Genomic DNA, 20,101 nt, shown 5'->3' with positions numbered 1-20,101 from the left:
GGCCCGCCATGACGGCGGACCCCGTTTGCCCGCGGCTGTCGCCGTTCAGAACTTGACGAGATAGGAGAGGTTCGCGCCGTAGGCGAAATCGCCGCCGACCGTGGCGTTGTAATCGGCAAGCGTCGGGCCGGCCGTCTGGCTGCCCGAGGTCAGATAGCTCACCGCGCCGCCGACGCGAAACTCGCCGGGGCCGGCCTTTATCGCGGTGCCGATGCCGACGGTCCAGGTGTCCGTCATGATGTCGGCGCCCGTGCCGACGCCGCGGTCCCAGGTCAGGCTGACGGCGCCGGAGATCGTGTCGGTGAAGGTGTGGCCGATGCCGCCGGTGACCGTCCAGCCGTCGCGGAAACGGAAGTTCTTCACCAGCGGGCCGAGGCCGGTGATCGTGTAGTCGAGCGTCGGCAGGACGCTCCAGTCCGTCCACTTGACGGAGCCGAAGGCGAGCCAGCCGGGGGCGATGCCGCTCTGCAGGCTGAGCTCCACCGACTGCGGCAGCGTTCCGGCGCCGACGGCCGGCAGCTCCAGCCCGGCCGGGACGACCGTGCCGGTGATGGCGCTCAGCACCGGCGCGCCGGCGGCGCTGACGGTGAAGCCGCCGTCGCCCTCGTGGCGGACCTCGGAGCGGTAGAGCAGCTCGGCGCGCAGCGCGATGTCGGGAATCTCGTAGGCCGCGCCGAGCCGGTAGCCGAGCTCGCTGTCGTCCTTCAGGCGCAGCGTGCCGAGCCGCGAGACTTCCGTGTAGTCGAAGCTCTGCAGGAACACCCCGCCGAGGAAGGTGAAGCGGCCGCTCTCCAGGTCCGTCCGCACCGCGCAGGTGAGGCCGTATTCATGGGTCGTGAAGCTCGCGCCGATCGTGGCATTGCCCGTGGGCGAGGCGGCCGCGTCCGCCGCCTGCGCCTGCGGTCCGTAGTCCGCCGAGGCGCCGAAGGGCTGCGTGTAGGTGCCGGCGCAGGCGAAATTGTCCGACATGCGCGCCATTACGCCGACGCTCGGCACGAAGTAGCCGTCGAGGTGGTCGCCGTCGGTGGAGGAGACGCCGTTGATCGTCTCGAAGCTGCGTTGCGGGGCGACGAAGGTGGACTTCATGCGGAAGGCCGCCGCGCCGTCCTCGTAGAGGATGTCGGTGTCCGCCTCGCCGCGGCTGAAGCCGCCGGCCTGCGCCGCTCCGGCCACCGCCGTCAAGGCCATGGCGGTCATCATTCCGGTCCTGAAAATCGCGGTGATCATCGACCCTCCCGGTGCCGCCCGGCACCTCTCCGCACCGCATCATGTTTCCCTGCTCGTGGTTAAGATTTCGTGAGCGGCGGACACCCACTCTCCGGGGACGCGGACAAAAAAACCGCGCCGGAGGCCGGCGCGGCTTCGATCGTCTTGCCTGCGGCCCCGTCAGCCGGCTTCGCTCACCCGCGCCAGCGCGACGGCGAGGCTCGTGAGCTGCTGCGAGAGCTCGGCGAAGCGCTCGCGCTCGGCCTCGACCACCTCCGGCTTGGCATTGGCGACGAACCGCTCGTTCGCGAGCTTGCCCTCGATACGGTCGGCCTCGGCCTTCGCCTTCTCGATCGCCTTCTCGAGGCGCGCCTTCTCGGCGGCGAGATCGATGAGGCTGCCGAGCGGCAGGCAGACGGTCGCCTCGCCGACGACGATCTGCGCCGCCCCCTTCGGCGCCGCGTCCTCCAGGCGGATCGCGTCGACGCGGGCGAGCCTGCGCACCGCCGCGTCGTGCGTCTCCAGCCGCTTCCGCGTCAGCGCGTTGGCACCGACGACGACCAGCGGGGCGGTCGCGGCCGGCGGCACGTTCATCTCGGCGCGCACCGAGCGGATGCCGGAGACGAGCTCGACGAGCCAGTTGATCTCGTCGGCGGCCGCGTCGTCCGCATAGGCCGGCGACGGCCATTCGGCCTGGCAGAGCAGGGTCTCGCGCGCCTCGCCCTCGCCCGCGGTCTGCTGCCATAGCTCCTCCGTCATGAAGGGCATGAACGGATGGAGGAGCTTGTAGGTCTCCTCCAGCACATAGGCCGCGCAGGCCTGCGATTCCGCCTTGGCCGCCTCGTCCTCGCCGTTGAAGACCGGCTTCAGCAGTTCGAGGTACCAGTCGCAGAACTGGTTCCAGACGAAGCGGTAGAGCGTGCCCGCCGCGTCGTTGAAGCGGTAGGTCTCGATCGCCTCCGTCACGTCGCGCGCGGTGCGGGCGAGTTCGGTCAGGATCCAGCGGTTGATGGTGAGCGCCGCCGCCTCGGGCACGAATTTCGGATCGGCCGCGACCCCGTTCATCGCGGCGAAGCGGGTGGCGTTCCAGAGCTTGGTGCCGAAATTGCGGTAGCCGGCGATGCGGGCCGGGTCGAGCTTCACGTCGCGGCCCTGCGCGGCCATGATCGCCAGCGTGAAGCGCAGCGCGTCGGCGCCGTATTCGTCGATCAGGTCGAGCGGGTCGATGACGTTGCCCTTCGACTTCGACATCTTCTGCCCGTTCTTGTCGCGGACCAGCGCGTGGACATAGACGGTGTGGAAGGGCTCGATCGGCGTGCCGTACTCGTCCTTCATGAAATGCATGCCCATCATCATCATCCGGGCGACCCAGAAGAAGATGATGTCGAAGCCGGTGACGAGCACGTCGGTCTGGTAGTATTTTTCGAGCTCCGGCGTCTGTTCCGGCCAGCCGAGCGTCGAGAAGGGCCAGAGCGCCGAGGAGAACCAGGTGTCGAGCACATCCTCGTCGCGCGTCAGGATCTCGCCGGGCGCGAAATTCTCCAGCTTCTCCTCGACCCAGGCCTTCCAGGGGCCTTCATGGGCGATGTAATGCTGGATGGCGGCGTGCAGCGCCTCCTCCTCGGTCTTCTCGACGAAGACCTGGCCGTCCGGGCCGTACCAGGCGGGAATCTGGTGACCCCACCAGAGCTGGCGCGAGACGCACCAGGGCTGGATGTTCTCCATCCACTCGAAATAGGTCTTTTCCCAGTTCTTCGGCACGAATTTCGTGCGGCCCTCGCGCACGGCGGCGATCGCCGGCTTCGCCAGCGTCGCGGCGTCGACGTACCACTGCTCGGTGAGCCGCGGCTCGATCGGCACGCCGCCGCGGTCGCCGTGCGGGACGGTATGCTTGTGCGGCTCGACCCGGTCGAGGAAGCCGCCCTCCTCGAAGACCCTGACGATCAGCTTGCGCGCCTCGAAGCGGTCCATGCCCTCGAGCTGGTCCCAGAGGCCGCGCTGCATGTCGGTCGGCGAAAGCCCTTCGAGGAAATCCTCGTTGCCGGCGATGGTGACGCGGCCGTCGACGGTGAGCACGCTCACCTGGGCGAGACCGTGCCGCTTGCCGACCTCGAAGTCGTTGAAATCGTGGGCGGGCGTCATCTTGACGACGCCGGTGCCGGCGTCGGGATCCGGATATTCGTCGGCGACGATCGGGATCTTGCGGCCGACGATCGGCAGGATCACGTGCCTGCCGACGATGCCCTTGTAGCGCTCGTCGTCCGGATGGACGGCGACGCCGGTGTCGCCGAGCATCGTCTCCGGCCGCGTGGTGGCGACGACGAGATAGTCGCGCGTCTCCCATCCGGTCGCGTTGCCCTCCTCGTCGAAGGCGACGGGATGCTCGTAGGTGACGCCCGGCTCCAGCGGATAGCGCAGGTGCCAGAGATTGCCGTTGACCTCGACCTGCTCGACCTCCAGGTCCGAGATCGCGGTGAGCAGCTTCGGATCCCAGTTGACGAGGCGCTTGTCCTTGTAGATCAGGCCTTCCTTGTAGAGCGAGACGAAGACCTCGAGGACCGCCTCGGACAGACCCTCGTCCATGGTGAAGCGCTCGCGCGACCAGTCGCAGGAGGCGCCGAGGCGCTTCAGCTGGTTGAAGATCAGCCCGCCCGATTCCGCCTTCCATTCCCAGACCTTCTCGACGAAGGCCTCGCGGCCCATGTCGCGGCGGCCCGGCTGCTTCTCGGCGGCGAGCTTGCGCTCGACCACCATCTGGGTGGCGATGCCGGCATGGTCCATGCCGGGCTGCCACAGCACGTCCTTGCCGCGCATGCGCTCGAAGCGGACCATGATGTCCTGCAGCGTGTTGTTGAGCGCATGGCCCATGTGCAGCGAGCCGGTGACGTTCGGCGGCGGGATGACGATCGTGAAGGTCTCCGCGCCCGGCTTTGCGCCGGCGCCCGCGCGGAACGCGTCCGCCTCTTCCCACATCTTGGCGATACGCGGCTCGACGGCTGCGGAATCGTAGTTCTTTTCAAGCATTTTCGTGCCAGGCCCGCTGTTCGTTTCGAGGATGTCTAAACCGGATGGCCGGGATGAAGTCAACAATACCAGACGAAAAGCCGCCCCGGAAACCGGCGCGGCCTCGGACGGTCCGGATCTGTCGGGATGCGGCGGTCAGCGGCGCGGGCCGCGCGCCACGCGCTCGATCTCCTCGCGCACCAGCCGCTCGACCAGCGTCGGCAGGTTGTCGTCCAGCCACGCGCGCAGCATCGGCCGCAGCATGTCCTCGGCGATCTCGTCGAAGGAGCGGCGGGGACCGGCATCGAGCGCCTCGGCGAGCGCGCCGAAGGACTGCGCCACGCGCGCGCCGACGTCGGGCGAGACGAGTGCTGCGCCCTCGTGCGGCGCCTCGGCCGGCTCGTCGGCGGCGATCTCCACCGCCGCGACCGGCTCCTCGGCAGGCGCCTCCGCCTCGACGGCATCCGCGACCGGCTCCGGTGCGGGGGCGACGCGGCTTGCGACGTGCCGCTCGGAGGCCGCGCGCACGCGCGCCGCGACATCCGCGAGCGACAGCGCCGGCTGGGCGGCGGGCTGCGCAGGCTCGGCGCGATGCGAGGGTTCGTCGCGATGCAGGGGCTCATCGCGGTGCCGGAGCTCGACGCGAGGAAGCGGCTCGGGCCGGTGCAGGGGTTCGATCTCGATGCTGCCCGCCTCCTCGACGTGGAAGGCGGCGACGGTCGCGGGATCGCTCAGCAGGTCGGCGCCGGCATCGGGCATAGCGCGGAAAGCCTCCGGCCCGCGGCCGAAACCCGCCGGTTCCGGCTGTGCCTCGTTGTTCTCGATGATCCTGCGGATGGACGCCAGGATCTCATCCATGGACGGTTCACGCGCGACATTTGGCTGAGCCATTTCTATCCCCGTTCTCTCTGGCATCCGCGTCTTGCCGGACGAAACCGGCGGGACCTCGCGGAAACACTAGGCGAGTTGCGACGCGAACTGAATTGCCGCGAATCGGTTCCTGGAAGTGATGCACAGATTTGTTGGCCGTGCCAAGGCGGCGCGTCAGCGGCCGTCGACGGTCCTCAGGCCGAACCACTTGTCCTTGACCGCCTCGTAGTGCTCCTCGGCGCGGTACTCGGCGACCTGCAGGCCCTGGCTGCGCACCGTCAGCTGGCCGGTGGCGGCAAGCAGCGAGTAGCTCGCGACCACCGCCGCGCGCTGCGACGCGACCAGGTTTTCGCGCGCGTCGAGCACGCTCTGCTGGGCGTTCAGGACGTCGAGCGTCGTGCGCTGGCCGACGTTGCGCTCCTCGATCACCCCGTCGAGGGCCATCCTGGCGGCGGAGATCTGCGCCTGGTTGGCGCTGATCGCCGCGCGGGCGGCCTCGTACTGGGCGTGCGCGGCGATGATCGTGCGCTGCACCTCCAGGCGCGCCGAATCGACGAGCAGCCTGCTTTCGCCGAGCCGCTCCTTCGCCTGGCGGATCTGGCCGTATTCCGCGCCGCCCTGGTAGATCGGCACGACGAGGCGGGCAGAGATCGAGCCGGTGACGTTGTTGCCGGAATCGTTCGAATCGTGGCCCATCTTGTAGAGGTCGCCCTGCAGCGAGACGCCGGGCAGCATCGAGCCCTCCGCCGCCTTGACGTTGTAGCCCGCCGCGTCGACGCCGCGCTGGGCGGCGAGGATCGTCGGGTTCTCGCGCATGCCGGCTGCGACCGCCTGGTCGAGCGTGCGCGGCATCGCCCTGCTGGCGGGCGCCGGCTGCTTGATGCCCTGCGGCGCCTCGCCGACGATCTGCACATAGGCCGCCTCGCTCTGCTTGAGCTGCGAGACGGCGGTCGTCAGCAGCGCCTGGGCGGCGGCGAGCTCGGCTTCGGCGATGCTCACGTCGGTGCGGGTGCCCTCGCCCACGTCGAGCCGCGCATTGGCCGCGTTGAGCTGCTCGCGCAGGAAGGCGAGGTTCTGTTTGCGGATCGCCACGACCTGCTGGTCGCGGGCGATGTTGGCGTAGGATTCGACGGCGGCGAGCAGGATCGAGATCTCGTTGGCGCGCAGCGATTCCCGGTTGGCGAGCACGTTCGCCTCGGCCGCCTTCACGCGGTTCAGCGTCTGGAAGCCGTCGAAGATCTGCTGGGTGATCGTGATGCCGAAGCTGGTGGTCGTGACGTCGCTGCGGCGCGGGCCGGTGCCGAAGAGGCTGACGGGCGCCTTGTCGAGCGTGACGCGGGACGCCTCCGCCTCGGCGACGCCGTTGACGCGCGGGCGCATGCCGGCCTTGGCGATCGTCACGTTCTCGTCGACGGCGCGCAGCATGGCGCGGGCGGCGTTGAGGTCCGGATTGTTCTTGTAGGCCTTCGCCATGGCGCCGGCGAGCGTTTCGGCGCCCGCGGCCTGCGGCAGGACGAACAAGACGGGCGCGACGGTGAGCGCGAAGGCGAGCCTGCGGAGAATGGACACTGCACGATACTCCAGATTGGCGGACGCCGGCCGCGGGGCGTCCGTCGCGAAACGTTTTCACCGGCCGAAGCGTCCGCGCGGGGCGCAAGGCTCCGGGCCCGGCGCAATACAGCACACAAGGCCGGGGCGGTTCAGCCGCGAAAAGAAGGTCTCCGAGCCCCGTCCAATCCGAAAGCGGGACCCTAGTTGCCGATCCGCAACAATGGTCCCAGCCGGCCGGCGTTGGTCAGAACACGAATTCCCGCGCCTTGCGGAAGCCGGGAAGAGGCTTGACGGAGGTGTTGAAGACGTTGCGCTCGGAGGTCTTGCCGCCCTCCTTCACGTAGAGGCGGGCCTGCGAGGCGTTGCCGTAGCCTTCGACGACGACGAGGCGGCCGCCGTCGCGAAGCTGCGCGAACAGCGCCTCGGGAACGACCTCCACCGCACCGTGCACGAAGATGACGTCGTAGGGCGCTTCCGCCGCATAGCCCTGCTCGAGATCGCCGACGACGACCGCGACATTGTCGTAGCCGAGGCGGGCGAGCGTCTCCGTGGCGGTCGCCGCGAGCGCCGCATCGCTTTCCAGCGCCACGACCGAGCTGCCGAGCCGCGACAGGATCGCCGAGGCGTAGCCGGTGCCGCAGCCGACCTCCAGCACCACGTCGCCCTCGGCGACGTCGGCAAGCTGGATGAGCTTGGCGAGCGGCGACGGCTCCATCAGGTAGCGGCCGGGCGAGAGCTGGACGTCGTTGTCGATATAGGCGAGCGGCTTCAGCGCCGCGGGCACGAACTCCTCGCGCGCGACGGTCAGGAAGGCGTCGAGGACGGCGTGGGACGTCACGTCCGTCGTGCGGATCTGGTTGTCCACCATCTTCGTGCGCGCTGCTTTGTAGTCAATCATCTCTAGCCCTGTGAATGAAGCGGACCGGACCGGCGCGAGGGCCCGGTCGCGGTGCCGGATACGTCGCGGATTGTCTTAGTTCGGTTTCGGCCCGGGTGTCCATAGGCCCCGGCGGATTGCGCGCAAAAACCGCGCCGCCGCCGGAACCGCAAGGGCTTATCCTGAATATGTTACTCAACATATTATTGCCACTTGTACAGGGAATGTCGTATGGAGCACCCAGGTTTTCGCACCGCCGCAAGGCCTGTGCCCCTGCCCGCCGCCTGCCGGCGGGTCCGTTGAACAGACAGAATACATGAAGGAATGCGCCGTGGCGAAACGGTCCCGACTGCTCTTTGTGATCCTCCTGGCGGCGCTGCTGCCGACCGCCGTGCCGGCGCAGGAGACGCCATCGACCCCGACCGACATCCAGCGCACCGACGAGACGACGGACACCGCCCCCGCCGCGGCGGCCACGCCGGAAGCGGACGCCGATGCCGATGCGGCTCCGGCCGACGATGCCGGCGCCGGCGAGGAGGCGACCGAGCTCGATGCGCTCGACGATGCGATGCCGGCGGCCGCCGAGCGCCAGCCCGGCCTGCCGCACGACCTCTCGCCCTGGGGCATGTTCATGGCGGCGGACATCGTCGTCAAGGCCGTGATGGCGGGCCTCGCCTTCGCCTCGGTCGTCACCTGGACGGTGCTGATCGCCAAGCTCGTGGAGCTCGGCGCCGTGCAGCGCTCGGCCCGCCGCGCCGTGCGCCGGCTCAACGAGGCGCGCGGCCTGGAGGACGGGGAAGCCGCTCTCGCCCGCGGCAACGGCACCGTCGCCCGCATGACGCGCGCCGCGCGCGCCGAGATGGAGGCCTCCGACGCCGTGCTCGACCACGTGTCCGACAGCGGCGTGAAGGAGCGCATCGCCTCCAGGCTGACGCGCATGGAGATGCATGCCGGCCGGCAGATCGCCAAGGGTACGGGCCTGCTTGCCACGATCGGCTCCACGGCGCCCTTCGTCGGCCTGTTCGGCACGGTCTGGGGCATCATGAACTCGTTCATCGGCATCTCGAAGGCGCAGACGACCAACCTCGCCATCGTCGCCCCCGGCATCGCCGAGGCGCTGCTCGCCACCGCCATCGGCCTCGTCGCCGCCATCCCCGCCGTCGTCATCTACAATTTCCTCGCGCGCGCCATCGCCGGCTACCGCCACAGCCTCGCCGACGCGTCGGCCGCCATCGAGCGGCTGGCGAGCCGCGACCTCGACGTGCGCCGCTCGCTGAGGATCGCCCAGCGCGGCGAGCGCGCCGGCGGCTCCGTGCTGAAGATCGGGTGACGCCATGGCCAGCAAGATCAGGGAAGGACTGGGCGACGACCTGGAGGAGAACAGCGAGATCAACGTGACGCCCTTCATCGACGTCATGCTCGTCCTTCTCATCATCTTCATGGTCGCGGCACCGCTCGCCACCGTCGACATCAATGTCGATCTGCCCTCCTCCGTCGCGCAGCCGACGCCGCGCGACGACAAGCCGGTCTTCATGACGCTGAAGAAGGACCTCACGGTCTCGATCGGCAACGGCCAGATCGCGCGCGACAATTTCGGCCCCGAGCTCGACGCCGTGACCGAGGGCAACAAGGAGACGCGCATCCTGCTGCGCGCCGACAAGGCGGTCGACTACGGCAACGTGATGGACGTGATGAACCTGCTGCGCGCGGCCGGCTACGCCAAGATCGCGCTCGTCGGCCTGGAGGGCGCCCCGGCGCAGTAGCGCCGGCGCCGTGCCGTCGGATCGGGGAAGACAGGATGGAGGCCTCGCCGAGAATCGAACTCGGGTGCAAGGATTTGCAGTCCTCTGCGTAACCACTCCGCCACGAGGCCTCACGGGCCCGGATAAACGAGCCGTGGCGAGCGTTTAGAATGATCCCCTCGAAACCGCAAGAGGGAATCTCCGAAAATCGTCCTCTTGCGAAACCTGCAAGCCGGGTTTGCGGATCGGCCTCAGCGCCAGCCGTTGAAACCCGCCAGCAGGTCGATGCGGCGTCGGTAGACGATCTCCAGCGACCGGTCCGGCCGTATCCGGTATCTCTCGATATATTCGTGCCCGCGCGGATCGCGGAAGCGATGCTCGAACGTGCTGCCGACCGGCGACTTCGTCAGTTTCGTGCGCGGCTGGCCGCCATAGATGATGCTGCCGGGAATGGGCTCGAGCGTGGTCGAGGAGGTCGAGCAGCCCGCAAGGACCGCGGCGGAAAGGGCGAGCGCCGCCAGCATTCGTGCATGAGCCATGGATTCCTCCCCGAGCTTCGCGCTTCAACGCCCCGTCCGCCGAAAGGTTCCGCCTCAGCGCAGGAACAGCGCCGTGCCGTAGAGGCCGATCGCGAAGACCGTGTGGGCGACGAGGTTGAGGAGGCGCACCGTGCCGGCGTTCGGCAGCCTGGCGGCGGCGACGCCGAGGCCGAGGCCCGGCTGCAGCAGGAACCAGCCCGCCCCCACCGTGACGATGCCGAGGACGAAGGCCGGCAGGAACGTCGGCGCCGCCAGCCATTGCGGCCCGGTCATGAGCACGAGGGTCACGCCGTAGAGGATGCCGACGGCATAGTGGCCGATCCAGCCGAGCGCGTGCTCGTAGGCATAGGGCGCGGCGGCGCCGATGTCGTCGTGGAAGACCTTGCCCCGGCCGAGATGCCAGAACCAGCGCCCGACCGGCGCCCAGTTCGGCTTCGGGTGGCCGAAGAACCGCCACAGCACGATCGCCCACAGGTCCATGAGCACGGTCGCGCCCGCGCCGATCAGGATGCCCTTCGCCAAAAGCACCGCCATTCGCCTTCCCCCCTGTCTCTCCCTCGCGTTAGAGCAGGTCGCGGGCGGCGATGCAATCGGGCGGGACGCGGACGTCAGCGCGGGTTGCCGCGCGTCCTGCGGCTCGCCCACCAGACCGCGAGGCGGCGGCGCTGGCGGCGCACGAAATGGGAATCGTGCGACAGCACGAGAAGGCCGAGCGGCACCATCCAGAAGCCGAGCACCGGCAGGAAGCCGAGAATGCCGCCGACGATGAGCAGGATGCCGATCACGCAGCGCAGCAGCCGCGATTCCGGCAGCCGGGCGCGGAAGGTCCCGATCACGATTTCCCGCGTGCGGGAATCGACCCCGAAACGCACCTTCTTCTTTTCCGTCGTCATCGACACCTGAAACCCGTTCGCTCCGTCCATCAGGTGGAGCCTTCTCCACAGCCAATCAACCCTCGCGCAATTTTTTGTCAAAAAAGCGCTTGGCAAATCGGCCGGGCGTTTGTATGACGCGCTCACTCCGCGACGAGCGGATGATCCCTGGTAGCTCAGCGGTAGAGCACTCGACTGTTAATCGATAGGTCGTCGGTTCGAATCCGACCCGGGGAGCCAGATTTTCGAAGGGCTGCGTCTCAGGCGCGGCCCTTCTGCTTTTCCGGCATCTTCAGGCTGTGAGCCCGGCGCCTGCGGGCATGAGGGCGCGCGTCCTGCCGTAGTCGCGCTCGTGGGCGGTCCGGCGGAACGCCCGGCTCTCGGCATAGGCCGAGCGGTCGGCGGCGGGGGTGCCCACGGCGCCGTCCGCATAGGTGCCGGTGGCGGTGTCCTCGTCGCTCTCGACGGGGGCGTTCTGGAAAAGACCGAAAAGCATCTGGCACCTCCTTGCCCGCCCCGACCGAGGGGCGGCGTATAGACGCAAAATTAACCATGCCGCTTAACAGCCGATTAACGATCGCTGTTCCGCCGCCGGATAAATAATCCTTCCGGTTGCGCCCGACGGGGAACACGATTCCTTGCCAAGCCCTGCTTGCAGGTCGAAAAGACGCCGCATAATCTGGTTTTGAAAGCGCGAGGCACAGGTTCCATGTCCATTCTTCCGTCCGTTCTGGATGCAATCGGCAACACGCCGCTGATCCGGCTCAAAGGTGCGTCGGAGGCGACGGGCTGCGAGATCCTCGGCAAGGCGGAGTTCCTCAATCCGGGCCAGTCGGTGAAGGACCGCGCGGCGCTGTCGATCATCCGCGCGGCGGAACGCTCTGGCGATCTGCGTCCCGGCGGCGCGATCGTCGAGGGCACGGCCGGCAACACCGGCATCGGCCTCGCCCTCGTCGCGAGGGCGCTCGGCTACCGCGCGGTCATCGTCATCCCGGAGACCCAGAGCCAGGAGAAGAAGGACGCCATCCGCAGCCTCGGCGCCGAGCTGGTCGAGGTGCCTGCCGTCCCCTACAAGAACCCGAACAACTACGTGAAGCTCTCCGGCCGGCTCGCCGCCGAGCTCGCGAAGAGCGAGCCGAACGGCGCGATCTGGGCCAACCAGTTCGACAACGTCGCCAACCGCGACGCCCATATCGAGACGACCGCGCCGGAGATCTGGCGCGACACCGGCGGCAAGGTGGACGGCTTCGTCTCGGCCGTCGGCTCGGGCGGCACGCTCGCCGGCGTCGCGGCGGGCCTGAGAGCGAAGAACCCGGACATCAGGATCGCGCTTGCCGACCCGGACGGCGCCGCCCTCTACAACTACTATGCGCACGGCGAGCTCAAGGCCGAGGGAAGCTCCATCACCGAGGGCATCGGCCAGGGCCGCATCACCGCCAATCTGGAGGGTTTCACCCCGGACTACGCCTACAACATCCCCGATTCGGAAGCCGTGCCGCTGGTCTTCGACCTGATCGAGAACGAGGGCATCGCCGTCGGCGGCTCGTCGGGCATCAACATCGCCGGCGCGATCCGGCTGGCGAGGGATCTCGGCCCCGGCCATACGATCGTGACGATCCTCTGCGACTATGCTAACCGCTACCAGTCCAAACTCTTCAACGCGGACTTCCTCGATTCGAAGAACCTGCCCGTCCCGGGCTGGCTGACGGCGAAATCGAGGATCAAGGTCCCCTATCAGCCGGTCGAATAGTCTCCATGCCCTCTCCCACCGCCGCCCTCTTCCGTGACGATTTCTATCTTTCGACATGCGAGGCGGTTGTGACGGCGGTGCATGCCGACGGCAGCGTCGAGCTCGAACGGACCTGCTTCTACGCCACGTCCGGCGGACAGCCGGGCGACACCGGCTTCCTGGAGCGTGGCGACGGCTCGCGCATCGCGCTCGGCCCGGCGGTGACGGGCGCGAGCAAGGACGTCATCCTGCACAGGCCGCTCGACGGCGAGGCGCTGCCCGTGGTCGGCGAGACGATCGTCGCCCATATCGACTGGGCGCGGCGCTACCGGCTGATGCGCATGCACACGGCCTGCCACCTGCTCTCCGTCGTCTGCCCCTACCCGATCACGGGTGCGGCCGTCGGCGAGGAGGACAGCCGCGTCGACTTCGACATGAGCGAGACGATCGACAAGGACGCGGTGACGGAGAAGCTGATGAAGCTCGTCGAGGAGAACCATCCGGTCTTCGTGCAGTGGATCACCGACGCGGAGCTCGCCGCCAATCCCGGCATCGTCAAGTCGAAGAACGTGCGCCCGCCCGTGGGGCTCGGCCGCGTCAGCCTCGTGTGCATCGGCGAGGGTTCGACAATCGACAGCCAGCCCTGCGGCGGCACCCACGTCTCCGAGACGCAGGAGGTCGGCGCCATCCACATCGCCAAGATCGAGAAGAAGGGCAAGGAGAACCGCCGGTTCCGCATCCGCTTCGGCGCGCCCGGTTCGCCCGACGCCTGACAGGGAGAAGCCCATGGCAAACGAGAAGAGCAGGTTCGTCGTCTCGGCGGACTGGGTGGAAAAGCAGCTCGGCGCGCCGGAATTCCGCATCGTCGACGCCTCGTGGTATCTTCCCGCGCAAAACCGCAACGGCGCCGCCGAATATGCCGCCGGCCATGTCCCGGGCGCGGTGTTCTTCGACCAGGACGTGATCGCCGACCATGCGAGCGGCCTGCCGCACACGATCCCCTCGCCGGAATTCTTCGCCGCCGAGGTCGGCAAGCTCGGCATTTCCGACACCGACACGATCGTCGTCTACGACGGGCCCGGCATCTTCACCGCGCCGCGCGTGTGGTGGCTGTTCCGCACCATGGGGGCGAGATCCGTCTTCGTCATGGACGGCGGCATCGACGGCTGGAGGAAGGAGGGCCGGCCGCTCGAGACCGACCTGCCGGAGCCGGCGCCCGCCGTCTTCCACACCAATTTCAACCCCTATGCCGTCACCTCCTTCGAGGAGATGCGCGGCATCGTCACCACCGGCGCGCGGCAGATCGCCGACGCGCGCGGGGCCGGCCGCTTCACCGGCGAGGAGGCGGAGCCGCGCGCCGGCATGCGCTCGGGCCACATGCCGGGCGCCAGAAACATGCCCTCCGGCATCTTCTCGGCCGACGGCCGCTTCAAGGACCTTTCCGAATTGCGCCAACTCTTCGACGATGCGGGGATCGACCTCGGCAGGCCGGTGGTGACAAGCTGCGGCTCCGGCGTGACGGCGGCGATCATCACGCTCGCGCTCCATTCGCTCGGCCACGAGGACAACACGCTCTACGACGGCTCCTGGTCGGAATGGGGCGGGCGCGACGACACGCCGGTCGTCACCGGAAAAGACTAGGCCCATGGCGAAGAAGACGACTGCCGCACCGATCCCGGTCCATGTCACCGCGCTGGAGATGACGGCGCCGCCGCGCCAGAGCCTGCCGGTGCCCGTCAACGTGCACACGGCGATCCTCGCCGCGCCGGACATCCCGCTCGCCTATTACCGCTTCCTCTACCGGCAGGTCGGCAGCCGCTGGCACTGGGTCGACCGGCTGCGCCTGGACGACGCCGCGCTTACCGCGACACTGCACGACAAGCGCAACGCGGTGAGCGTGCTCTACGTGAACGGCGCGCCGGGCGGCTTCTTCGAGCTGTTCCAGGTCGACACGGAGACGGTGGAGCTCTCCCATTTCGGCCTGTTCGAGCATGCGCTCGGCATCGGCATCGGCAAGTGGTTCCTGCTGCAGGCGCTCTATGCCGCCTGGGCGTCCGGGCCGAAGCGCGTGACGGTCACCACCAACAGCCTCGACCACCCCCGCGCGCTGCAGCTCTACCAGATGTTCGGCTTCTCGCCCGTCGGCACGACGGACGGCGCGGTCGTGCCGCTCTCCGACGCGGAGCTGCTGGCGCTCGCCAAGCGCGACTGTCTGCCGCCGCCCGGCCGTTTACCAGTCTGAACCGGGATCGAACGGCCGGTTCATCCTCCTTTCATGTCGCCCGTGGCAGGTTGCGCCTCGAACGCAGCTCACATGACAGACAGAAGGAGACATCGCCCATGCAACGCCGCGCCTTCCTGACCGCGCTTGCCGCCACGCTCGCCGCCCCCGGCCTTGCCCTTGCGCAGGAAACGCCCTCCGAGGACATGATCTATCGCCGGCTGGACGCCGCACCCGCCCGCCGCCTGCGCGACAGCGAGCGCGTGACCGTGCGCGAGCTGAAGCGCCGTCCGGATCTGCGCCGCGCCGCGCCGTCGATCGACATCCAGTCGATCAACTTCGCCTTCGGCTCGGCCGAGATCCCGCGCTCGGAATACCGCAAGGTGCGCCAGATCGCCCGCGCCATGGAACAGCTCCTGCGCCGGCGCGGCCGCGCGGTCTTCCTCATCGAGGGCCATACCGACGCGGTGGGCTCGGAGGCCTCCAACCAGATCCTGTCGGAGCGCCGCGCCGAATCGCTGAAATGGGTGCTGGTGCAGGAATTCCGCATTCCGGCCCGCGCGCTCGAAACCGTCGGCTACGGCGAGCAGTACCTGCTCGTGCCGACCCAGAACGAGGAATGGCGCAACCGCCGCGTGACGCTGCGCCGGATCGACGAATTCGTTCGCTGACCGCCGCACGCGCACCATGATAAAGGCCCCTCCGTCCCGCGACGGAGGGGCCTTTTCCTGTCGGGCTCAGGCGACGGCGAGCGCAGCCTCGGGCGCGTAGGCCTCGTAGCCGAGCGCCTCGGCCACCGGACGGCTGGTGACGCGGCCGCGGTGCACGTTGAGGCCGGCGCGCAGGTGGCGGTCCTCGGCGATCGCCTTCAGCCCCTTGTCGGCAAGCTGCAGGCCGTAGTGCATCGTCGCGTTGTTGAGGGCGTGCGCCGAGGTGACCGGCACCGCGCCCGGCATGTTGGCGACGCAATAGTGCACCACGCCGTCGACCTCGAAGGTCGGGTCGGAATGGGTGGTCGCATGCGAGGTCTCGAAGCAGCCGCCCTGGTCGATGGCGACGTCGACGACGACGGCCCCCTTCTTCATGCCGGAGAGCATCTCTCGCGTGACGAGCTTCGGTGCCGCCGCCCCGGGGATCAGCACGGCGCCGATGACGAGGTCGGCGGCGAAGACCTCCTCCTCCAGCGCGTCGATGGTCGCATAGCGGGTGTGGACCCGGCCGCCGAAGATGTCGTCGAGCTGGCGCAGGCGCGGGATCGAGCGGTCGAGGACGCAGACGTCCGCGCCGAGCCCCGCCGCCATGCGCGCGGCATGCAGGCCGACGACGCCGCCGCCGATGATGGCGACCCTGGCCGGCGGCACGCCCGGCACGCCGCCGAGCAGGATGCCGCGCCCGCCGTTCGCCTTCTGCAGCGCGGTCGCGCCCGCCTGGATGGAAAGCCGGCCCGCGACCTCCGACATCGGCGCGAGCAGCGGCAGGCCGCCGCGCTCGTCCGTCACCGTCTCGTAGGCGACGGCCGTGACGCCGGAGGCGAGGAGCCCCTTCGTCTGTTCGGGATCGGGGGCGAGATGCAGGTAGGTGTAGAGGATCTGTCCGTCGCGCAACTGGGTCCATTCGGAAGGCTGCGGTTCCTTCACCTTGACCACCATGTCGGACTTGAGGAAGATGTCGTTCGCGGTCTGAACGATCTTTGCGCCGGCGGCGCGGTAGGCATCGTCGTCGGCGCCGATCCCGGCGCCGGCCTTCGTCTCGATCAGGACCTCGTGCCCGTGGGCAACGTATTCGCGCACGGCACCGGGCGTGAGGCCCACCCGGTATTCATGGTTCTTGATTTCCTTCGGACAACCGACACGCATATTCGCGTTCCTTTCCCAGTTCGTCGTTGTTGTTCATGTCCCGCCCCCTCGGCGGATGGACAATCGAAGCAGAGGAAACACGCAATGTCCTTGCAAAGCGGCTTTGCCTTCCCGCCCGTTGTCGAATATTCTTCGGTTTCCACGCATTTTCTCGAAGGAAATTCGAATGCAGCCGCTCGATGCCATCGATACTGCGATCCTGCGGGCGATCCAGCAGAACGGCCGGATTTCCAACGCCGACCTTGCCCAGCGCGTCGGCCTGTCGCCGTCCGCCTGCTCGCGCCGGCTCGACATCCTGGAGAAATCCGGCGTCGTCAGCGGCTACTACGCGCGCATCTCGCCGAAGGCGCTGGACTACCGGATGATCGCCATCGTCCACATCTCGCTGTCCGGCCAGTTCGCCAAGACGCTGGCGGAATTCGAGGCGGCGGTGAAGCTCTGCCCGAACGTGCTCGTCTGCTACCTGATGTCCGGCGAATACGACTATATCCTGCGCATCGCGGCAAAGGACCTGGAGGACTACGAGCGCATCCACCGCGACTGGCTGTCGGCGCTGCCGCACGTGGTGAAGATCAATTCGAGCTTCGCGCTGCGCGAGGTGATCGACCGGCCGAGCATCGGGGTGTGAGACCGGTTCACGACTCGACGCGGTTGCGTCCGGCGTTCTTGGCGGCGTAGAGGCGCGCGTCGGCGGTGGAGATGAGCGCGTTCAGCGTCGTGCCGTCGGCGAAGCTGTTGGCAAGGCCGATGCTGACGGTGACGGGGCGCCCGTCCGGCTGGCGGACCTCGTCCTCCACGGCCTTGCGCAGCGCCTCGGCGCGCTCGCGGGCGGCCGCCGGCGAGAGGTCCTCGCAGATCACCACGAATTCCTCGCCCCCGAACCGGAAGATCCGGTCGTCGGCCCCGAGCACGCGCCCCGTGCAGCCGACGATATCCTTCAGCACCTGGTCGCCGGCGAGATGGCCGAAGCGGTCGTTGACCGACTTGAAGCGGTCCACGTCGATGATCATCAGGGCCATCGGCTTGCCGGCGGCGAGCATGGCCGAAAGCGCGCGCGGCGCCTCGAACTCGAGCCGGCTGCGGTCGAAGACGCCCGTCAGCGCGTCGCGGCCGGAGCGGTCGAGCAGGTCCTCGTAGCGCTCGCGGAAGGTGAGGTCGTTGAAGATGTCGGCGATCGGCCGGGCGGAGACCGGCAGCGCGGTGATGCGCGAGTAGCTCAGATAGGCGGCGATCAGCACCGCATAGATCACCGCCGCCAGCATCTTGGCGATCCAGCCGCCCCAGAAGACCTGGACGGGCGCGCCGTTCAGGAGATGGAGCGCGGCGAAGAAGCCGAGCTGGTCGAAGGTGAGCACGGCGACGCCGGCGACGAAGAAGCGCAGCGTCGTGCTCTGCTTGAAGCGCCGGCCGAGCCGCTCGTAGAGCAGGATGATGGCGAGCGAATCGACATAGAGCAGCATCGTGCCCCAGAGCATCAGCCAGCCCATCTCGTCGATGAAGGCGAGGTCGGCGACCCGCCCCGGCACGACGCCGATCGTCTTGTGGTGCTGCAGGAACAGGCCAAGGCCGACGGTCAGGAAATTGCCGGCGAGCAGGCCGTAGATCGGCGCGCGCACCACGGCGGCGTCCTCCTTCACGTAGAGGAGGAGGATCATCATCAGCTTGCCGGAAAAGAGGATCGAGGAGCCCGGCGAGATGACGCCGAAGGGCAGCTCGACATAGAAGACCGCCGCGAGATAGGTCTCCAGGAAATGCATGACGCCGAGGGCGGCGACGAAGACGCCGATGCCGAGCTGGTGGCGCAGGTGCAGGAGCCCCACCATGAAGACGAAGTAGAAGCCGGCCTCGGCGAGAAGCAGGATCAGATTCTCGATACCCATATCCAATCCGCGATGCACGTAAGCCCTTTGCCGCCGAACGGGTCCGGCGGCCTGCGATCATGTCCTTCGCCGCCCCCCGCCGACAGGGTCAGACCTGCCGGCTTTCGGCCCCGTCGGCAAAGAGCGACGGCCCCGTCTGGTCGACGATCTGCCGCGCCTTGCGGAAGGCCGTCGCAACCGCGTCGTCCCGCGAGGAGAACAGGTCGGCGCGGATGAAGCTGCGCGAGAGCACCCGCTCGCCGTCGCGCTTCTCGATGCGCCCGGCAAGACGGAACTGCGCGCCCTCCTGGATGGGAGCGGCGACGAGCACGAGGTCGTTGTAGGCCTCGGTCTCCTCCGTCGTCGCCTTGGGAGAAGAAGCCGAATCGCCGCCGCGACCGAAGAGTTTCGAAAAGAACGATGCCATGGCCGATTGCTAGCACAGGCCGCGCCGCCCTCCAAGCCTGCAGGACGAGGCGAACCGTTTCCGTCAGATGATGAGATTGGCGAGGATCTCGTTGTCGGTGATGTCCTGGTAGCGCAGCCCCGCCCCGTCGAAGGCCTTCTTCAGCGCCGCGAAATTCTCCGGCGCCTTCGTCTCGATGCCGATCAGGATGGAGCCGAAATTGCGCGCCGACTTCTTCAGGTACTCGAATCGGGCGATGTCGTCGTCCGGGCCGAGCAGGTTCAGGAAGTCGCGCAGCGCCCCCGGGCGCTGGGCGAGCCGCAGGATGAAGTATTTCTTCAGCCCCGCATGCCGCATCGCCCGCTCCTTGACGTCCGGCAGCCGCTCGAAGTCGAAATTGCCGCCGGAGACGACGGCGACGACCACCTTGCCCTCCAGCGCCTCGCGGCCGAGCGCTTCGAGGGCGGAGAGCGCGAGCGCTCCCGCCGGCTCCAGCACCACGCCCTCGACGTTCAGCATGTCGATCATCGTCACGCAGATCGCGTTTTCCGACAGCAGCATCACCTGGTCGGCGGAGAAATGGCGCAGTGCCGCGAAATTGAGGTCGCCGATGCGGCCGACGGCGGCGCCGTCGACGAAGTTGTCGACCTGGTCGAGGGTGACGACGGCGCCGCTTTCGAGGCTGCGCTTCAGGCTGGGCGCGCCGAGCGGCTCGCAGAAGAGGAAGCCCGACGGGCCGATCGACGGTTCGAGATAGCCGGTCACGCCGGCCGAGAGCCCGCCGCCGCCGACCGGCAGCACGACGAGGTCCGGCGCCCTGCCCTCGCCGAGCTGGGCGACGATCTCGGCGGCCACCGTCGCCTGCCCCTCGATGATGTCCTCATGGTCGAAGGGCGGCACCATCAGCGCGCCGGTCTCCTCGGCATGGTCGCGGGCGGCCTGGTAGCACTGGTCGAAGAAGTCGCCGAAAAGGCGGATCGTCACGAAGTCGCCGCCGAACATGCGGGTCTTGTCGATCTTCTGCTGCGGCGTCGTCACCGGCATGAAGACGACGCCCGGCACGCCGAAATGGCGGCAGACGAAGGCGAAGCCCTGCGCATGGTTGCCGGCCGAGGCGCAGACGAAGCGGCGCGCGCCGTCCGGCCGCGCCAGCACCTTGCGGAAGAAGTTGAAGGCGCCGCGAATCTTGTAGGAGCGCACCGGCGAGAGGTCCTCGCGCTTGAGGTAGATCTCCGCGCCGTAGCGGGCGGAAAGGTGCTCGTTCGGTTGCAGCGGCGTTTCGGGAAAAAGCCCGCGCATCGCCTCGCAGGCGGCGTCGACGTCCGGTTTCATGCCTCTTGATGCCATCCTTGAGTTTGGATCCTGCAAAG

The 20,101-nt window shown here is 68.3% G+C and carries 21 protein-coding genes and 2 tRNA genes; 9 read left to right on the top strand and 14 right to left on the bottom strand.

Going from position 1 to position 20,101, the window contains the following annotated elements:
* Positions 1-45 precede the first annotated feature (45 nt).
* From NNZ72_RS12940 to NNZ72_RS12920, 5 genes are all read right to left on the bottom strand, one after another.
* Positions 46-1,227 carry an outer membrane protein transport protein gene (locus NNZ72_RS12940; RefSeq protein ID WP_257315730.1) on the bottom strand — a complete coding sequence of 394 codons (1,182 nt, stop codon included), beginning with the start codon at positions 1,225-1,227 and terminating at the stop codon, positions 46-48.
* Positions 1,228-1,386: 159 nt separating this feature from the next.
* Positions 1,387-4,230: a valine--tRNA ligase gene (locus tag NNZ72_RS12935; protein ID WP_257315729.1), complete on the bottom strand. Its 2,844-nt coding sequence runs from the start codon at positions 4,228-4,230 to the stop codon at positions 1,387-1,389.
* A gap of 135 nt (positions 4,231-4,365) precedes the next feature.
* Positions 4,366-5,100, bottom strand: a complete 735-nt coding sequence (locus NNZ72_RS12930) for a PopZ family protein (RefSeq protein ID WP_257315728.1) — start codon at positions 5,098-5,100, stop codon at positions 4,366-4,368.
* A gap of 153 nt (positions 5,101-5,253) precedes the next feature.
* Positions 5,254-6,648 carry a TolC family outer membrane protein gene (locus NNZ72_RS12925; RefSeq protein WP_257315727.1) on the bottom strand — a complete coding sequence of 465 codons (1,395 nt, stop codon included), beginning with the start codon at positions 6,646-6,648 and terminating at the stop codon, positions 5,254-5,256.
* A gap of 226 nt (positions 6,649-6,874) precedes the next feature.
* Positions 6,875-7,525, bottom strand: coding sequence for a protein-L-isoaspartate O-methyltransferase family protein (locus NNZ72_RS12920; RefSeq protein ID WP_257315809.1), 651 nt, complete (start codon positions 7,523-7,525; stop codon positions 6,875-6,877).
* A 313-nt stretch (positions 7,526-7,838) separates the two neighbouring features.
* Here NNZ72_RS12920 and exbB point away from each other — a divergent pair, with 313 nt between their 5' ends.
* Both exbB and exbD read left to right on the top strand, forming a co-directional pair.
* Positions 7,839-8,837 (top strand): tonB-system energizer ExbB, encoded by a 999-nt coding sequence (exbB, locus tag NNZ72_RS12915; protein WP_257315726.1) that lies wholly within the window; start codon positions 7,839-7,841, stop codon positions 8,835-8,837.
* A 4-nt stretch (positions 8,838-8,841) separates the two neighbouring features.
* On the top strand, positions 8,842-9,270 hold the full coding sequence (exbD, locus tag NNZ72_RS12910; protein ID WP_257315725.1) for a TonB system transport protein ExbD: 429 nt from the start codon (positions 8,842-8,844) through the stop codon (positions 9,268-9,270).
* A 36-nt stretch (positions 9,271-9,306) separates the two neighbouring features.
* On the opposite strand, the gene NNZ72_RS12905 is transcribed toward exbD, so the two are convergent.
* The 4 genes from NNZ72_RS12905 to NNZ72_RS12890 all read right to left on the bottom strand — a co-directional run bounded on the left by NNZ72_RS12905 (position 9,307) and on the right by NNZ72_RS12890 (position 10,681).
* Positions 9,307-9,380 (bottom strand) — tRNA-Cys (locus NNZ72_RS12905).
* Positions 9,381-9,500: 120 nt separating this feature from the next.
* On the bottom strand, positions 9,501-9,788 hold the full coding sequence (locus NNZ72_RS12900) for a hypothetical protein (protein ID WP_257315724.1): 288 nt from the start codon (positions 9,786-9,788) through the stop codon (positions 9,501-9,503).
* 54 nt (positions 9,789-9,842) lie between these two features.
* Complete coding sequence (locus NNZ72_RS12895) at positions 9,843-10,322, bottom strand: DUF2938 domain-containing protein (protein WP_257315723.1); 480 nt, start codon at positions 10,320-10,322, stop codon at positions 9,843-9,845.
* Between the two features lie 74 nt (positions 10,323-10,396).
* Entirely contained in the window at positions 10,397-10,681 is a 285-nt protein-coding gene (locus NNZ72_RS12890; RefSeq protein ID WP_257315808.1) for a hypothetical protein, read from the bottom strand.
* A 144-nt stretch (positions 10,682-10,825) separates the two neighbouring features.
* On the opposite strand from NNZ72_RS12890, the gene NNZ72_RS12885 reads away from it, so the two are divergent.
* Positions 10,826-10,900, top strand: a tRNA-Asn gene (locus NNZ72_RS12885).
* Positions 10,901-10,952: 52 nt separating this feature from the next.
* Here the strand turns inward: NNZ72_RS12885 and NNZ72_RS12880 are convergent.
* Entirely contained in the window at positions 10,953-11,156 is a 204-nt protein-coding gene (locus tag NNZ72_RS12880) for a hypothetical protein (RefSeq protein ID WP_257315722.1), read from the bottom strand.
* A 213-nt stretch (positions 11,157-11,369) separates the two neighbouring features.
* Between NNZ72_RS12880 and NNZ72_RS12875 the strand changes: the two genes are divergently transcribed.
* The 5 genes from NNZ72_RS12875 (at position 11,370) to NNZ72_RS12855 (ending at position 15,281) form a co-directional block, all read left to right on the top strand.
* On the top strand, positions 11,370-12,410 hold the full coding sequence (locus NNZ72_RS12875; RefSeq protein WP_257315721.1) for a cysteine synthase A: 1,041 nt from the start codon (positions 11,370-11,372) through the stop codon (positions 12,408-12,410).
* A gap of 5 nt (positions 12,411-12,415) precedes the next feature.
* Entirely contained in the window at positions 12,416-13,162 is a 747-nt protein-coding gene (locus tag NNZ72_RS12870; protein ID WP_257315720.1) for an alanyl-tRNA editing protein, read from the top strand.
* A gap of 13 nt (positions 13,163-13,175) precedes the next feature.
* Complete coding sequence (gene sseA, locus NNZ72_RS12865; protein ID WP_257315719.1) at positions 13,176-14,030, top strand: 3-mercaptopyruvate sulfurtransferase; 855 nt, start codon at positions 13,176-13,178, stop codon at positions 14,028-14,030.
* 4 nt (positions 14,031-14,034) lie between these two features.
* Complete coding sequence (locus NNZ72_RS12860) at positions 14,035-14,631, top strand: GNAT family N-acetyltransferase (protein WP_257315718.1); 597 nt, start codon at positions 14,035-14,037, stop codon at positions 14,629-14,631.
* Between the two features lie 98 nt (positions 14,632-14,729).
* On the top strand, positions 14,730-15,281 hold the full coding sequence (locus NNZ72_RS12855; protein ID WP_257315717.1) for an OmpA family protein: 552 nt from the start codon (positions 14,730-14,732) through the stop codon (positions 15,279-15,281).
* A 66-nt stretch (positions 15,282-15,347) separates the two neighbouring features.
* Here NNZ72_RS12855 and ald read toward each other — a convergent pair whose 3' ends face one another.
* Entirely contained in the window at positions 15,348-16,466 is a 1,119-nt protein-coding gene (ald, locus tag NNZ72_RS12850; protein WP_257315716.1) for an alanine dehydrogenase, read from the bottom strand.
* A gap of 166 nt (positions 16,467-16,632) precedes the next feature.
* Between ald and NNZ72_RS12845 the strand changes: the two genes are divergently transcribed.
* Complete coding sequence (locus tag NNZ72_RS12845) at positions 16,633-17,094, top strand: Lrp/AsnC family transcriptional regulator (protein ID WP_257315715.1); 462 nt, start codon at positions 16,633-16,635, stop codon at positions 17,092-17,094.
* Between the two features lie 7 nt (positions 17,095-17,101).
* Here NNZ72_RS12845 and NNZ72_RS12840 read toward each other — a convergent pair whose 3' ends face one another.
* From NNZ72_RS12840 to ilvA, 3 genes are all read right to left on the bottom strand, one after another.
* Positions 17,102-18,346, bottom strand: a complete 1,245-nt coding sequence (locus tag NNZ72_RS12840; RefSeq protein ID WP_257315714.1) for a GGDEF domain-containing protein — start codon at positions 18,344-18,346, stop codon at positions 17,102-17,104.
* 88 nt (positions 18,347-18,434) lie between these two features.
* Positions 18,435-18,752 (bottom strand): HlyU family transcriptional regulator, encoded by a 318-nt coding sequence (locus tag NNZ72_RS12835; protein WP_257315713.1) that lies wholly within the window; start codon positions 18,750-18,752, stop codon positions 18,435-18,437.
* Positions 18,753-18,815: 63 nt separating this feature from the next.
* The gene (gene ilvA, locus NNZ72_RS12830) at positions 18,816-20,063 is read right to left on the bottom strand and encodes a threonine ammonia-lyase (RefSeq protein ID WP_257315712.1); all 1,248 of its coding nucleotides are present in this window, start codon (positions 20,061-20,063) and stop codon (positions 18,816-18,818) included.
* Between the last annotated feature and the right edge of the window lie 38 nt (positions 20,064-20,101).

Origin of the sequence: Shinella pollutisoli, from assembly GCF_024609765.1 — a bacterium.
Lineage (GTDB): Bacteria > Pseudomonadota > Alphaproteobacteria > Rhizobiales > Rhizobiaceae > Shinella > Shinella pollutisoli.
This window is presented reverse-complemented; position numbering and strand designations above follow the sequence as displayed.